Origin of the sequence: Streptomyces poriferorum (assembly GCF_019399235.1) — a bacterium.
Classification (GTDB): Bacteria; Actinomycetota; Actinomycetes; order Streptomycetales; family Streptomycetaceae; genus Streptomyces; species Streptomyces poriferorum.
This window is the reverse complement of sequence record NZ_JAELVH010000071.1, coordinates 34,466-49,376: the sequence shown is the minus strand read 5'-3', so window position 1 is coordinate 49,376 and position 14,911 is coordinate 34,466. Positions and strand designations below refer to the sequence as shown.

At 71.0% G+C, this 14,911-nt stretch carries 14 protein-coding genes; 9 read left to right on the top strand and 5 right to left on the bottom strand.

Annotation, left to right across the window (positions count from 1 at the left end):
- From JGS39_RS15175 to JGS39_RS15160, 4 genes are all read left to right on the top strand, one after another.
- On the top strand, positions 1–1,006 hold a 1,006-nt coding region (locus JGS39_RS15175), incomplete at its 5' end, for a helix-turn-helix domain-containing protein (RefSeq protein WP_219569548.1).
- Positions 1,007–1,219: 213 nt separating this feature from the next.
- A complete protein-coding gene (locus JGS39_RS15170; RefSeq protein ID WP_219569546.1) occupies positions 1,220–2,491 on the top strand; it encodes a hypothetical protein in 1,272 nt (423 codons plus the stop codon).
- A complete protein-coding gene (locus JGS39_RS15165; protein ID WP_219569545.1) occupies positions 2,463–3,239 on the top strand; it encodes an alpha-ketoglutarate-dependent dioxygenase AlkB in 777 nt (258 codons plus the stop codon). Before JGS39_RS15170 ends, JGS39_RS15165 begins: the two co-directional genes overlap by 29 nt.
- Positions 3,240–3,323: 84 nt before the next feature.
- Complete coding sequence (locus JGS39_RS15160; RefSeq protein WP_219569543.1) at positions 3,324–4,583, top strand: HEAT repeat domain-containing protein; 1,260 nt, start codon at positions 3,324–3,326, stop codon at positions 4,581–4,583.
- Positions 4,584–4,638: 55 nt separating this feature from the next.
- Here JGS39_RS15160 and JGS39_RS15155 read toward each other — a convergent pair whose 3' ends face one another.
- Both JGS39_RS15155 and JGS39_RS15150 read right to left on the bottom strand, forming a co-directional pair.
- On the bottom strand, positions 4,639–6,153 hold the full coding sequence (locus JGS39_RS15155) for an MDR family MFS transporter (protein WP_219569541.1): 1,515 nt from the start codon (positions 6,151–6,153) through the stop codon (positions 4,639–4,641).
- A 28-nt stretch (positions 6,154–6,181) separates the two neighbouring features.
- Complete coding sequence (locus tag JGS39_RS15150) at positions 6,182–6,778, bottom strand: NADPH-dependent FMN reductase (protein WP_219569539.1); 597 nt, start codon at positions 6,776–6,778, stop codon at positions 6,182–6,184.
- A gap of 129 nt (positions 6,779–6,907) precedes the next feature.
- Here JGS39_RS15150 and JGS39_RS15145 point away from each other — a divergent pair, with 129 nt between their 5' ends.
- From JGS39_RS15145 to JGS39_RS15130, 4 genes are all read left to right on the top strand, one after another.
- A complete protein-coding gene (locus JGS39_RS15145) occupies positions 6,908–7,657 on the top strand; it encodes a TetR/AcrR family transcriptional regulator (protein ID WP_306070144.1) in 750 nt (249 codons plus the stop codon).
- A 173-nt stretch (positions 7,658–7,830) separates the two neighbouring features.
- Positions 7,831–8,988, top strand: a complete 1,158-nt coding sequence (locus JGS39_RS15140) for an acyl-CoA dehydrogenase family protein (protein ID WP_219569538.1) — start codon at positions 7,831–7,833, stop codon at positions 8,986–8,988.
- A gap of 18 nt (positions 8,989–9,006) precedes the next feature.
- Positions 9,007–9,894: an acyl-CoA thioesterase II gene (tesB, locus tag JGS39_RS15135; protein WP_219569537.1), complete on the top strand. Its 888-nt coding sequence runs from the start codon at positions 9,007–9,009 to the stop codon at positions 9,892–9,894.
- A 26-nt stretch (positions 9,895–9,920) separates the two neighbouring features.
- Complete coding sequence (locus JGS39_RS15130; RefSeq protein WP_371930384.1) at positions 9,921–10,991, top strand: cation diffusion facilitator family transporter; 1,071 nt, start codon at positions 9,921–9,923, stop codon at positions 10,989–10,991.
- Here JGS39_RS15130 and JGS39_RS15125 read toward each other — a convergent pair.
- Positions 10,988–12,160, bottom strand: coding sequence for an epoxide hydrolase family protein (locus JGS39_RS15125; RefSeq protein ID WP_219569535.1), 1,173 nt, complete (start codon positions 12,158–12,160; stop codon positions 10,988–10,990). The genes JGS39_RS15130 and JGS39_RS15125 overlap by 4 nt on opposite strands.
- A gap of 63 nt (positions 12,161–12,223) precedes the next feature.
- Between JGS39_RS15125 and JGS39_RS15120 the strand changes: the two genes are divergently transcribed.
- Entirely contained in the window at positions 12,224–13,207 is a 984-nt protein-coding gene (locus JGS39_RS15120) for a helix-turn-helix transcriptional regulator (RefSeq protein WP_219569534.1), read from the top strand.
- Between the two features lie 97 nt (positions 13,208–13,304).
- Here JGS39_RS15120 and JGS39_RS15115 read toward each other — a convergent pair whose 3' ends face one another.
- Entirely contained in the window at positions 13,305–14,084 is a 780-nt protein-coding gene (locus JGS39_RS15115; protein WP_219569533.1) for a phosphatase, read from the bottom strand.
- A 106-nt stretch (positions 14,085–14,190) separates the two neighbouring features.
- On the bottom strand, positions 14,191–14,814 hold the full coding sequence (locus JGS39_RS15110; RefSeq protein ID WP_219569532.1) for an SACE_7040 family transcriptional regulator: 624 nt from the start codon (positions 14,812–14,814) through the stop codon (positions 14,191–14,193).
- Between the last annotated feature and the right edge of the window lie 97 nt (positions 14,815–14,911).

The window sequence follows — 14,911 nt, the reverse complement described above, 5'->3', positions numbered from 1 at the left end:
GGCCGCCGCGGCGGCCAGGCCGGACCCGATCCCCGCGGTCCTGCACCAGCTGGCGGTCCGGCTGCCCGGGCGGGCGGCCCTGCTGACGGCCGGCGGCGAGGAGCTGCACGCGGCGGGCCGGCCACCGGCCCCGGAGGTGCGGGCGGCCCTGGCCCGGCTGGCCCGGGTCCTCGCCCCGGACACCCGCCCGGCACCCGCCTCGGCCACCGACACCGTAGGCGCCGCCCATCTGTCGGCGTACGCGCTGGGCGGCGGGCAGGGGCTCGCCCTGACCCTGGCCACGGACCACCGCGAGCCGGGCGACCACACCGTCGCCGGGATCGCGGTCGTCCTGCTCTCCCTGCTGGCCGCCCCGCACCAGGGCGCCGACGCGGCGGCACGCTCGGCGGCGCTCGTCCGGCTGCTGCTCGGCGCGGACCCGGCGGACGTCGCGCCGCTGCTGGACGGCGACGGGCGGTGGACGGTGGTGCACGCGCGCCGCGGCGACGGCGGTGCGGCGGACCCGCTCACCGCGGGCGCGCTCGGCGCGGCCCTGGGCTCGGCCCTCGTGGACGCGGACCCGGAGGGCGACACGGCACGGGTCCTGGTCCCGGGCGACGGCCGGATCACCCCGCAGCCGGGCTGGACGCTCGGCGCGTCGGCCCCCGCCGCGGCCGACGCGCTGGAGGCCGCCGACACCCGGGCCGCGCGCGCACTCGGCCGGGCGGAGGCAACCCGCGCCCCGATGGTGGTGGACGCTCCGGTGTCCGGCCTCGCCGCGCTGCTCCCGCCCGGCCCGGCGGGAGACCGTGCCCGCGAACTCCTCGCCCCGCTCACCGCGCCGCTCGCCGAGACCCTGCGTTGCTGGCTCTCCCTGCACGGCAACTGGGACCGGACGGCGGTGGCCCTGTCCGTGCACCGCAATACCGTGCGCCAACGCATCGCGCGGTGCGGGGTGTTGCTGGGCGCGGACCTGGACGACATGGACGTACGTACGGAGTTGTGGCTCGCCCTGCGGCAGGAGTGATCCCGCGCCCCGCGGGTACCGCAGATACCCGTTGCCCGCCTTCGGGCCCCGTGAGAGCATCGGGATTCCCGGCGGTCCGACTCCTTTCCTTCTGCGCTTCGCCACGCGAGGGAAGAGTGCGGACCATTGCCATGTCCGCGAAGGTTCGAGTGCTCCGCCGGCAAAGACAGCAAGGACAGCAAGGACAGCAAGGCGAACGACAGGTACGGGTTGATGGACACGACAGCACCGACGGAAGCCCGCCTTCACGCTGCGGGCAACACCTTGGTCGCGCCTTCGGAGCTGCATGACCATGACGGGATCAGGGACTTCTTCGGGGACATCCTCACGCCGGAGGACCTGGCTTCCGGCGCGCCCGGCCTCGCGCAGGGGACCGTCTACCTGTGCGGCGACATGTCCGGGATCAGCCGCGGCCGACTGCGTTCGGCCGACCGGGTCTTCGTCATCCGCGAACTGTCACACGGCTACGACGGGAGCGCCGGCGAACCGTGGACGCCCGTCGGCCTCGGCCGGGTCCCCCTGCGCGTACACGGCGCCGGTGTGTACTACCGCCGCTTCTTCGGACTCGATGACGATCACTTCGGGCGCATCCGTGCGGAGCACGCGTTCCAGTCCCTGACGGAGTCCACCAAGCCGGGAACGGCCCATCGCAGCGGAATCTATCTGACGCCCGTCACGCGCCACGGTGACGCACTGCATTTCCGTCTGCTGCGGTGCTCCACGAACCTCTCGGGCCCGACGGAGAGTTTCGGCCCGACCGACACACGCATCGTCGAGGCTCTGAACGACGAGGCCGCCGCCGTCTTCCGGAATCAGGCGCCGCTGAATCATGTCCTCGCGCAGATCTACCACAACACCGCTGCCACGGCCGTGCGCAAGCAGTCGAAGGCCAGGATCTCGGCCCATGCCGACAAGACCAAGGACATGCCCGCCCACGGCATCATGGCCTTCTGCACCTTCTACGACGGACTCGACAAGCTGCGCCCCCTGGCCGAGGACACCTTCGACTACGGCGTGAAGGGTGCCAGCGGACTGACCCGGCTCCACTTCCGCCTCAAGGAGCCGGCCGAAGGCCACGAAACCCGCGACGACCGCGAGGACCTCGACAGGGCGGCGCTCCCCTCCCAGTTCACCGTGACGCTCCACCCCGGATCCGTCTTCTTCATGCCGCTGTCCACCAACCGTCTGTACACGCACGAGATCCGCCCCTCGGGCCTGGACGCCGGACTGCTCCCGACCCGCCTGGGATACGTGGTGCGCTGTTCGAGCGCCGAGGCCGTTCACAGGGACGGCCGCACGTTCCTCAAGGCGGCGGCCGGAGACCTGGTGGAACTGGGGCCGCCCACAGCGGCAGGCATGGACGAACTGCGCCGGCTGTACTCCGAGGAGAACAGGACCTCGTCCTTCATCGACTACGGCGACCAGTTCGACTTCAGCATGAACACGGGAGATTACCTTGCCCCCGAATTCCGGGATCTCGGATGAGATTCTCTCGTTCGCTCTGCCGAGCGAGGAGAATCTCTTTGCGGAGCTGGCCGCGTCGGCCCGTTGGGAGGACACGGGAAAAGGCCGCCGAGGCGCCACACTGACCAGAATCGACGAGGCGGGCGGGGTGCCTCTCGTCCGCACGACCACGCGATACAGCAACCCGCCGCAGCGATTCCGTGCGGTGCACGAACGGCTGGCGCGACGGATTCAGGAACGTACGGCGCTTCCGGCCGCCTTCAACAACGCCCTCATCGAAAGCTACACGCGCGCTTGCACCACCATGGGAAGCCATTCCGACCAGGCGCTCGACCTGGCAGACGATTCGTTCATCGCCGTCTTCTCCTGCTACCGGCATGGTGAAGCGAGCCCGTCCAGGAAGCTGATCTTCGAATCGAAGGGGTCCGGTGGCGAGAAGTACGAGGTGCCCCTCGCCCACCACAGTGTCGTCGCGTTCTCCGTCGAATCGAATCGGCGGCTCAGGCACAAGATCGTGCCGGCCGCGCCGGACCGCGCGACGGACAACCAGTGGTTGGGTCTGACCTTCCGGACGTCGAAGACCTCCATCCGGTTTCGCGACGGACTGCCGTACCTCCCGCAGGGTGCGCGTCTCATGTCGGCCGACGAGGACCAGAGGCGCGAGTTCTACCGGATGCGGCGGCGCGAGAACAAGGAATCGGAATTCGTCTATCCCCCGTTGACGTACACCGTCAGCGAGAGCGACCTGATGCCGCCCGTCCGGCCTTGAGCGATCGAATCACTTCGGCAGAACCGAACTACAGTGATCTGCGAGTACGCGACAGGGGGCAGGGCCGTGGATACGGGCACAGGTATGGCGACGAGCACCGCAACGGGTGGCGAGTCCGCTCTCGCCTCCGCGGTTCGCGCCGGGAACACCGGCCTGGTGGAGAGCATTCTCTGGGAGGGCTGCGATCCCGATGCGCAGCACGTCGCCTTCTCTCTCGCGGTACGCATGCGGTGCGGAGCCATCGCCCAACTGCTGCTCCAGCACTGCGCCGACCCCGGCCTGAGCCGGCCGGACGAGTTGTTGTCGCTGCGCGAGGCCGTCGAGTCGGGGTCGCCCTCGCTGGTCGAGGCGCTTCTGGACCCGCGCATTCGGAGCCGGTACCAGGAGGCCGAGCTTCTGGAGGCCCGTGATCTCGCATTCCACTGGTGCGAGGCGGGGGCCGAAGCCGAGCTCCGGCGTCGTACGGGCGCCGAGGAGGCCGTTGTCCGGACCCGGGTCCAGGACGAGGAGTACTACAGCATCGGCGAACTCACCCTCGCAGGGATGTCCGTGCGGGACGGGCATGCTGCGATCATCACAGCCCTGGAGGAACCGCTCGGTATCCACGCCTCGTTCGAGGAACTGATGGAACGCGCACTGCCCTTCGACCAGGACCACTCCGCGTGGGGCAGCGCCACCCTCCTCCTGGCGCACCGCCGCGATCAGGAGACCTGGGCGGCTGCCGAGGCCCTGCGTACACATCCCGATCCCTCGCACCGGGTGTTCGGTGCCGAGGTGCTGAGACTGACCCATCTCTTCGACGACAGCGAAGCGGATGCGTTCGCCGGTCCCGCCCTGGACATCTTCACCGAGTGGTCGACGCGGGAATCGGACCGCCTCGTCCTCACCGAGGTACTCAAAGCGCTGGGAGAGCACGCCGATTCGCGCGCCAACGCCGCCCTTCTGTCCTGTGCCGGCCATCCCGACGTCGGTGTACGACGCGCGGTGGCATCCGGCCTGGGCACATGGTTCGAGCCACCTGCCTTCTCGGACGACGTTCGTGAGGCGCTGCTGGTGCTGATGACGGACGCGGACACGGCGGTACGGCGGGACGCCTGCTCCACGGTCGGCAACGGCAAAGACCGTGCTCCTGCCCTGGCCGACGCGATGTTCACCTTGCTGGAGGACGTGGACCGCCAGGTACGGGTCACCGCTGTGGAAGGGCTCGCCTTCCACAACGACGAGCGGTGCGTGGAAGCGGCCCGCCGTCTTGGCCCGCCGCGGCAGCGTCCCGGCTCTCATTCCGCCGAGTCCCACCTCGATGCGCTGTGGCTCTACGAGCGGCGCCGGGACGGCCGGTCCTGACCCCGCCGGACAGCCACAGGACCGGCATCGCCCGGATTCCGGCGGCGACGCCCCGTCACTCCTTCCGCAACGGCACCTCCCGCATCAGCCAGGCCGCCAGGAAGATCACGGCCCCCAGCAGCGCCGCCCCGGCCAGCACCCCGTGCAGGCCTTCGGTGACCGCTGTCCGTACCGCCTCCCGGACCTCCTCCGGCATCCCGCGTACCGCCTCGGGGGTCCAGGCCGTGCCGCCCTCCGGCATTCCGGCGGCGTGGAGGCGGCTCGTGTAGACGGCGCCCAGCACCGCGATGCCCAGGGAGCTGCCGATCGTGCGGACCAGGGTGGTGGTTCCCGTCGCGGCGCCCATGTCGCGCGGTGCCGCGCTGTTGATGGTGACGAGCAGCGTGCTCTGCATCAACAGGCCCATGCCCACGCCCAGTACGAGCGTCAGCGCGGAGGTCACCGCCGTGGGTGTGCCGGTGTCCACCGTCAGCAGGACGAGCGCGCCCAGGGCCGTCAGCGCGCCGCCGATGATGGGGTACGGGCGGTAGCGGCCGCCGGCCGCGAGGAGCTTGCCGAGAAGGAGTTGGGCGCCGAACATCCCCGCCATCAGCGGAAGCAGCAGCATGCCGCTGGCCGTCGAGGACGCGCCGCGTACGAACTGCATGTAGAGCGGCAGGTAGGCGGACGCACCGAGCATGGCGGCGCCCACCAGGAACGTGAGGACCTGGGCGAGCGTGAAGTTGCGGTCGGCGAACAGGCGGGGCGGGATGATCGGTTCGGCGGCCCGTCGCTCGACCCGGGCGAACCACACCAGGGCGAGGGCGCCCGTCACTCCGAGGCCGATGATCTGCGGCGACGACCAGGCGTACCGCGTACCGCCCCAGCTGCCCACCAGGGTGAGGGCCAGGATCGCGGCGCTGAGCAGGCCGGCGCCCGCGCAGTCGATCCGCGCCTTGACCCGCTCGGTGCGCAGGTGCAGGCGCAGCCCGATGATGAGGAGGGCGAGCGCGCCGATCGGGATGTTGACGTAGAAGACCCAGCGCCAGTTCAGCTGGTCGGTCAGGAAGCCGCCGAGCAGCGGGCCGCCGACCAGGGCGACGGGCATCATGGCCCCGATCATCGCCTGGGAGCGGCCTGCCTGGGAGGGCGGCAGCATGACACCGATGATGGAGATCGCGCCGACCATGAGGCCGCCCGCGCCGAGCCCCTGGAGTGCGCGGAAGGCGATGAGCTGGCCCATGTCCTGGGCGAGTCCGGAGAGTACGGAGCCGGCGAGGAACACCGTGACCGACCAGACGTAGCTGCCCTTGCGTCCGTACAGGTCTCCGAGCTTGCCCCAGATCGGGGTGGAGAGGGATGCGGTGAGCAGGTAGGAGGTCACCACCCAGGACAGGTGGTCGAGGCCGCCCAGGTCGCCGACGATCGTGGGCAGGGCCGTGCCGACGATCGTGCCGTCGAGCAGGCCGAGGACCAGGCCGAGGAGGAGGCCGAACAGGACGAGTTTCGACGGGCCCGCGCCTTCGTCTGCGGGTGGCCGCGCCGCCTCGGGCTCCGGCCGGTCGTGGGTGTCCTTCGTGTACGGGCTCATGGGTTCCCCCGATCGAAGCGATGGGTCATCAGGCCGCGTACGGGGAAAGGGCCCTGGCGTCCCGCAGCGCGTGCGCCCACCAGGCGAGCTGGTCCAGCAGCGCCTTGGCCGCCGTGTCGACCTGGGGGTCGTCCACCGCGCCGTCCTCGCCGAACAGGCCGTACGCGTTGTGGAAGCTGACCGTGTTGCGGATCGTCGTGGCGTTCAGCTCCGCCATCACGACGCGGAGCTGCTCCACGGCGCGCAGACCGCCGGAGAGGCCGCCGTAGGAGACGAAGGCGACCGGCTTGGCGTGCCACTGCTCGTTGTGCCAGTCGATGGCGTTCTTCAGGGACGCGGGAAAGCTGTGGTTGTACTCCGGCGTGACGAACACGAACGCGTCGGCTGCCGCGAGGCGCGGTGACACGAGGGCGAGCGCCTCTTCCGTGCCCGGCGCCGGCGGCCGGCCGAACGCGGGGAGGACGGTGGGCAGCGGGGTCTCGGCGAGGTCGACGACATCCACGGTCATGTCGTCGCGCTGGGAGAGGTGGCCCCTGAGCCACTGGGTGACGACGGGTGCGAACCGGCCCTCGCGGGTGCTGCCGACGAGGACGGCGACGCGAAGCTGCGGGCGGGTGCTGGGCATGGGTCCCCCTGGGAGCGGAGCAGTGGATGTGTACAACGTATTTCTATGCGTACAACGTATCCGTCGATGTGTACGTTGTCTACTGCCGGATACGTTGTACGCTGACCGCTTACCGAGAGGAGCCCGCCCGTGGCCGGCCAGAAGAAGGACAGCGGCAGGAGCGACAGCCAGGGGCCCGACATGTCCCTCTGGCAGCGCCTGGAACAGCCGGCGACCGCACCCCGCGCCTCGCTGACCCTGGAGCGGATCGGGGCCGTCGCCGTACAGATCGCCGACGCGGAGGGCTTCGCAGCCGTCACCATGCGCAGGCTCGCCACGGAGCTGGGCGTCGCCCCCATGGCCGCCTACCGCCACGTCTCCGGCAAGGACGACCTGTGGGCGCTGATGGCCGAGCGGGTGACCACGGAGATGCGGATCCCCGAAGAGGTGACCGGATGGCGCGAGGTACTGCGCGCCTTCGGCCTGCTGACCCGGGACATGATGCTGCGGCATCCCTGGGTGGGGCAGCTGCCCACTCATCTCTTCGTCCTGACACCCGGGCGCCTGGCCGTCGCCGAACGGCAGCTGGCGGCGCTCGACGGACTCGGACTCGACGAGGACGCGATGATGGTCGCGTTCCGCACCGTCAGCGCCTTCGCCCATGGCGCGGCACAGTCGGAAGTGGCCCTGAAGGAGTGGACGGAGTCCGCGGGCTGGTCGTCCGGCGACGAGACCCGGCTGGGCCTGGCCCCGCAGATGATGTACCTGATGGAGACCGGCCGCTATCCCACGTACCGCCGCTACGGACAGCGCGCGACCCGCAAGGACGACGCGACCTGGGCGTTCGAGACGGGCCTGGACTGCGTACTGGACGGGATCGCCGCCCGCTTCGGCATCTGAGAAACCCCCGAGGACGAAACCCCCGAGGGCCCCGGCCCCGGCACAGCGGCCGGTGCCCCGCTCCGGCGTGCTCAGCATCACCCTGGACAGCTCCGGTGACCGCCGGGTAACTTTTAACCAAGGCTGAGCAAGCGCTTAGCCAAGCCGAGCGAAGCCGACCAGGGAGGCACCCCGTGCGCCGTACGGTATTCAACGAGGACCACGAGGCGTTCCGGGAGACCATCCGGGCCTTCATCGCGGCCGAGGTCGTGCCCGTGTACGACGAGTGGTTCGCGGCCGGCCAGGCCCCGCGCGACTTCTACCTGAAGCTCGGCGAGCTGGGCGTCTTCGGCATCACGGTGGACGAGGAGTACGACGGCGCGGGCATCGACTCGCACAAGTACGAAGCCCTCATCTACGAGGAGACCGCCCGCGCGGGCGTCTCCTTCGGCGGCTCCGGCGTGCACACGCTGCTCGGCCTGCCCTACATCAAGATGCTCGCCACCGACGAGCAGAAGAAGCGCTGGCTGCCGAAGTTCACCTCCGGCGAGGAGATGTGGGCCCTCGCGATGACCGAGCCGGGCACCGGCTCCGACGTCGCGGGCATGAAGACCACCGCCAAGCTCTCCGAGGACGGCACGCACTACGTCCTCAACGGCTCCAAGACCTTCATCACCGGCGGCGTGCACGCCGACCGTGTGATCGTCTGCGCCCGCACCAGCGCCCCGCGCGAGGACGACCGCCGCTTCGGCATCTCCCTGTTCGCCGTCGACACCAAGTCCGCGGGCTACTCGATCGGCCGCAAGCTCGACAAGCTCGGTCTGCGCGTCTCCGACACCGCCGAGCTGGCGTTCGTCGACGTCAAGGTCCCGGTCGAGGACCTCCTCGGCGAGGAGAACAAGGGCTTCGGCTACCTCGGCACCAACCTGGCCTCCGAGCGCTGGGGCATCGCCTTCGGCGCGTACGCCCAGGCCGCCGCGGCCGTCCGGTTCGCCAAGGAGTACGTGCAGGACCGCACCGTCTTCGGCAAGACCGTCGCCTCGTTCCAGAACACCAAGTTCGAGCTGGCCGCCTGCCAGGCCGAGGTGGACGCGGCCCAGGCCGTCGCCGACCGCGCGCTGGAGGCGCTGGACGCCGGTGAGCTGACCGCCGCCGAGGCCGCCTCCGCGAAGCTGTTCTGCACCGAGGTCGCGCACCGCGTGATCGACCGCTGCCTCCAGCTGCACGGCGGCTACGGCTTCATGAACGAGTACCCGATCGCCCGCCTGTACGCGGACAACCGGGTCAACCGCATCTACGGCGGCACCAGCGAGGTCATGAAGTCGATCATCGCCAAGTCCATGGGCCTGTAGAGCGGCTACGTTCTCTCCATGAGCTCAGCACCGGACGCCCTGCTCGATCTGCTCGATCTGCTCGACCTGGAGCAGATCGAGCAGGACATCTTCCGGGGCACCAGCCGATCGGCGATCGTGCCCCGCGTCTTCGGCGGACAGGTCGCGGCCCAGGCGCTCGTCGCCGCGGGCCGGACCGTTCCCGCCGACCGGCCCGCCCACTCCCTCCACTCGTACTTCCTGCGGGCGGGGGACCCGGGCGCGCCGATCGTCTACAGCGTCGACCGCATCCGGGACGGCCGCTCCTTCACCACCCGGCGGGTCGTCGCCGTCCAGCACGGGCAGCCGATCTTCCACCTCTCCGCGTCCTTCCAGACGGACGAGGAGGGGCTGGAGCACCAGGCGGACATGCCGGCCGCACCCGACCCGGAGACGCTGCCCACGGCCGCCGAGATGCTGCCGCGGTACGCGGACCGGTTCAGCGACCCCAGCGTCGTGGACCGGCTGATCGAGGCCCGCGCCGCGGTCGACCTCCGGTACGTGGACGCCCCGCCGTTCGGCACGGTCGGGGAGCCGCGCGAGCCGCGCTCGCAGGTGTGGTTCCGTACCAACGGCAAGCTGGCGGACGACCCGCTGCTGCACGTCTGCATGGCCACGTACGTCTCCGACATGACGCTGCTCGACTCGGTGCTCCTCGCCCACGGGCGCGGCGGCTGGGCGGTCGGCGACGTGGTGGGGGCGAGCCTGGACCACGCGATGTGGTTCCACCGGCCGTTCCGGGCCGACGAATGGCTGCTGTACGACCAGGAGTCGCCGTCCGCCTCCGGCGGGCGCGGACTCGGCCAGGCCCGCATCTACACCCAGGACGGCCGGCTGGCGATCACCGTCATCCAGGAGGGCGTCGTCCGGGTCCCGCGGGAGGGCTGAACGAACCGCACGGCCACGCGTCGGACATGCCCGGCCCTGCTGCGGACATACTCCCCACCATGAGTGACGAGAAATCTGCTGGTGGGGAGTCCACGTTCACCGTCATCGTCGCGGCGGTCGCCAACCTCGGCATCGCCGTGGCGAAGGCCGTCGCCGGGCTGATCAGCGGGTCGAGCGCGATGCTCTCCGAGGCGGCCCACTCCGTCGCCGACACGGTCACCGAGGTGCTGCTGCTCACCGCCCTCAAGCGCAGTGAGAAGCCCGCCGACGAGGAGCATCCACTGGGCTACGGCCCCGAGCGGTACATCTGGGCGATGCTCGCCTCCGTCGCCACATTCGTCGGCGGCGCGGTCTTCTCGCTGTACGACGGCATCCACACCCTGACGCAGGGCGAGGATCTCGGCGATCCGCTCATCTCGTACATCGTGCTGGGGGTCGCCTTCCTCCTGGAGGGCTACTCCCTGCGCACCGGGCTGCGGCAGGTGCGCGGCGAGGCCGCCCGGCTGGGCGCCGCCCCCACCCGGTACCTGCGCCGCACGCCCGACACCGCGGTCAAGGCCGTGGTGATGGAGGACTCGGCGGCTCTGGTCGGACTACTGCTGGCCGCGGGCGGGCTGCTCGGCGGCCAGCTGACGGGCTCGGGTGTCTGGGACGGTATCGCGTCGATCCTGATCGGCGTGCTGCTCGTGTACGTGGCCTGGGTGCTCGGCCGTTCCAACGCCCAGCTGCTGATCGGCCGTCCGGTGCCCCCGTCGATGCGGACGGGGGTGCGGGAGGAACTGCTCACGGTGCCGCACATCATCGACGTACTGGAGCTGACCACACTCATCCAGGGGCCGTCCGAGATCCTGATCGCCGCGAAGGTCGACTTCCGGGACGTGGCCAGTGCCGAACAGGTCGAGTGGGCCTGCGAGGAGGCGGAACAACAGCTGCGGGAGCGGTATCCGTCGATCAAGCGGGTGTATCTGGACCCGACGCCGGGGGTCGCCCAGCGCCGCCGGGCCCGGGCCGGAGGGAATCCGGTGGTCGGACCCGGCGACGGGGAGGGCAACGGGGACGGCGGAGGGCTGTTCACCGACCGCCTGGACAACCCTTAGCCAAGGGTGCGGAAGAACTCGGTGACGTCCTTGACCAGCAGTTCCGGCTGTTCCAGCGAGAGGAAGTTGCCGCCGCGGTCGAGCTCGGTCCAGCGCACCACATGGTGGTCGCGCTCGGCGAACCGGCGGATCGCGACGTCGGCCGGCAGCGCGACGGCCACGGCGGTCGGGACGGTGCCGCGGTCCTTCGGCGCCCACGCGGACGGGTCGTGGGCCATCTCGTAGTAGAGGTGCGCGGATGAGCCCGCCGTACCGGTGAACCAGTACACGCTGATGTTGGTCAGCAGGTGGTCGCGGCCGATGGCGTCCTCGGGGAGCTCGCTCGCCGGGTCGGTCCACTCCTTGAACTTCTCGGTGATCCAGGCCAGCTGCCCCACCGGGGAGTCGTGCAGGCCGAAGGCCAGGGTCTCGGGGCGGGTCGACTGGATGGCGTTGAAGCCCATCTTGTCGTCGCGGAAGTTCTGCAGTCGCTCCAGCCGGGTCTGCTCGGACTCCGTGAGCCCGGCGAAGTCCGCCGGGTCCTCCGAGGGGAAGGTGACCAGGCCGTTCACATGGATGCCCGTGACGGCGTCGGGGGCCAGGCGGCCCATCTCCGCGGCGATCCAGGCGCCGCCACCGTTGCCCTGCACGCCGTAGTGCCCGTAGCCGAGCCGGTCCATGAGGGTGGTGAAGGCCGCGGCGATCCGGCCCGTGTTCCAGCCGGCCGAGGTGAGCGGGCCGGAGAAGCCGACACCCGGCGTGGAGGTGACGACGACGTCGAAGTCGTGTGAGAGCGGTTCGATGACGTCGATGAACTGGACGAACGAACCGGGCCAGTCGTGAATCAGCAGCAGCGCGGGGGCGTCGGCCTTCGCCGAGCGGACGTGGACGAAGTGGACGTCCTGGCCGTCGATCTCCGTGAGGAACTGCGGGAACTCGTTCAGCCGAGCCTCGGCCGCGCGCCAGTCGAACCCGTCGGCCCAGTACGCCGCCAGGCCCTTCAGGTAGTCGGCGGGAACGCCCCGCGTCCAGCCCTCGACCCCCGGCAGACCGGTGTTCCAGCGGGTGCGGGCGAGGCGGTGGCGCAGGTCGTCGACGTCGGCCTGCGGGATCTCGATCCGGAAGGGGCGGATCGCCGTGGCGGCTGCGTCCTGGGCGGTGCGGGCTTCGGTGGCGCTGCTGTTCTCCATGGACAGAACTCTAGGATGGCATCAGGAAAGGTTCGTTCCTAATGAAGGAGCAGAGTTCGGACCATGCTGGAAACCTCCGCACGCCTGCTCAGACTGCTGTCCCTGCTCCAGTCGCCGCGCGAATGGCCGGGCACCGAACTCGCCGAACGGCTGGGGGTGAGCGGCCGCACCGTGCGCAACGACATCGAGCGGCTGCGCACGCTCGGCTACCCGGTGGACGCCACCCGGGGATCGGCCGGCGGCTACCGGCTGGCCGCCGGGGCGGCGATGCCGCCGCTGCTGCTGGAGGACGACGAGGCGGTCGCGGTGACGATCGCCGTGCGCACGGTCGCGCGGAGCGCGATGCCGGGCATGGAGGAGACCTCGCTCCAGGCGCTGGCCAAACTGGAGCAGGTACTGCCGTCGCGGCTGCGCCGGCGGGTGCGGGCGCTGCAGCAGTACACCGTGCCCGTGCCCGCCGACCGGGAGGACCCGGGCATCGACACCGAGCTCCTGATGACGCTGGCATCGGCCTGCAGGGACCGCGAACGCCTCCGGCTGGACTACCGGGACCACGCGGGGACGCCGAGCCGCCGGCTGGTGGAACCCCAGCGCGTCGTCAACTGGGGGCGCCGCTGGTATCTCGTCGCGTGGGACGTGGACCGCGACGACTGGCGGATGTTCCGGGTGGACCGGATCACGCCGCGCACGCCGTCGGGCCCGCGCTTCGCGCCGCGCGAGGACCCGGAGGGGGACGCCGCCGTCTATGTGGCGGGCAGGGCGTCGGCGGCGGCCTGGCGCCACCGGGCGCGGGTCACGGTGCACGCGCCCGCGGCAGCCGTGCTGGAGCGGATCAACCCGGCGGTGGGCGTGGTGGAGGCCGTCGACGAGCACACCTGCGTGCTGGCCACGGGGGCGGACTCGCTGGACGGCCTCGCCGTCCATCTCGGGATGCTCGGCCACGACTTCACCGTGACGGAGCCCGCCGAGCTGGTCGCGCACCTGCGCGATCTCGCCGCGCGGTACGCCCGCGCCACCCCCGCACCGCCGGACAGGCCCTGGTCCTGACGCCTCGGCCGCTCGGCTCCTCGGTGCCTCTACCCCTTTACCCCTCTGCCCCTCTGCCCCTCTGCCCCTCTGCCCCTCGGCTCCTCGGCTCCTCGGCTCAGAGCAGTCCGGCGGCGTCCAGCAGGTACTCCGTCATCGGGTCGTAGAACCGCGGGTCCAGCACGTGGTCGTCCAGCGGTACGGCCACCTGGAGGGTGCCCTCGGCCTCGCCGAGGAACAGGGCCGGGTCGTTGCAGTCCGCGTAGCCGATGGCGTCCAGTCCGCGCTGCGCCGCGCACCCGGCCCAGCCGTGGTCGGCGACGACCAGCTCGGGCATGGGGCGTCCCTCCCGCTCCAGGGCGTCCAGGATCGCGGCCATCGGGGCCGGGGAGTGGGTGTGCCAGAGGGTCGCGCCGCGCTCCTGCACGGCGACGTCCGCGAACTGGAAGACCATGCCCTCGTCGGCCGTGAGCCCGGACGGGATGACCATGATCTCGCAACCGGCCGCCCGCAGTGCGGCGGCGGTCTGCCGGTGGACGTCCAGGAGCCCGCCCGGGTGGCCGGTGGCGAAGAGCACCCGCTCCGTCCCGTCGGCCGCCTTCCGCAGCCGGGCCGCGGCCCGGTCCAGGGCCGCGACGGTGAGCTCGGGGTCGATGGTGTCCTGGCCGAACCGGTGCTCCGGGTCGTCGCTCACGCCGCATCTCTCGGCCATGACCGCCAGGACGTCCTGCTCGTCGCGCCACCGGTCGCCGAGCTCGAGGCCCAGCCAGAAGTGGCGGTCGCCGTTGGCGAGCTTGCGGTAGTGGGAGAGGTTGTTGTCGCGCGGGGTCGCGACGTCTCCCGCTATGCGCGTACGGACGAGGTGGTCGACGAGGGCGGCGCGGCTGGGTATCGGCATGAACCCATTGTGCCGTGGGATGTGCGCAGCGTGCCGGGCGTATTGAGGGGTGGGCGGTCCGCCCGTCCGAGGTCGCCGGGCCGTGGGCGGCGGGTCCGGCCGTCGCTCAGACGGCCTTCGGTTCCCCCGCCGCGCCGAAGGCCCCACGCGCCAGCCGGTGCAGCAGCGCCGCCGTGTCCGTACGGCCCGGGAGCGCGCCGGGCCTGCCGAGGTGCGGGGTGGAGTTGAGCAGGCCGAACACGGCGTGGACGGTGGCGCGGGCCTCGTGCTCGGGGAGTGCGGGGTAGAGATCGCGGACGACGGCGACCCAGACTTCGACGTACTCGCGCTGGAGCCGGCGCACCCTCTTGCGGTCGGTGTCCCGCAGGCGGTCCAGCTCGCGGTCGTGCAGGGTGATCAGTGGGCGGTCGTCCAGGGCGAAGTCGATGTGGCCCTCGATGAGCGCGTCCAGGAGCGCCTCGGGGGACCTGTCGCCGGAGGCGTCCTCGGAGACCCTCAGCTGCCCGCCGGCCAGCAGCCGCTCGCTGATGCCGACGAGCAGTTCGGCGAGCATCGCGTCCTTGCCCGGGAAGTGCCGGTAGAGGCCGGGGCCGCTGATGCCGACGGCGGCACCTATCTCGTCGACGCCGACCCCGTGGAAGCCGCGCTCGGCAAAGAGGCGGGCGGCCTCCTTGAGGATCTGCTCGCGGCGGGTGGGAGCCGCGACGCGGGCGGCGGCATGGGTGCTCATGAACAGTCATTCTAGACAGGTGCGTTAGCGGTCGTTAACCTATGGGATACGTTAACGCTCACTAACAACCTCTCCCGCTACGGACGGGGGCGAGGTC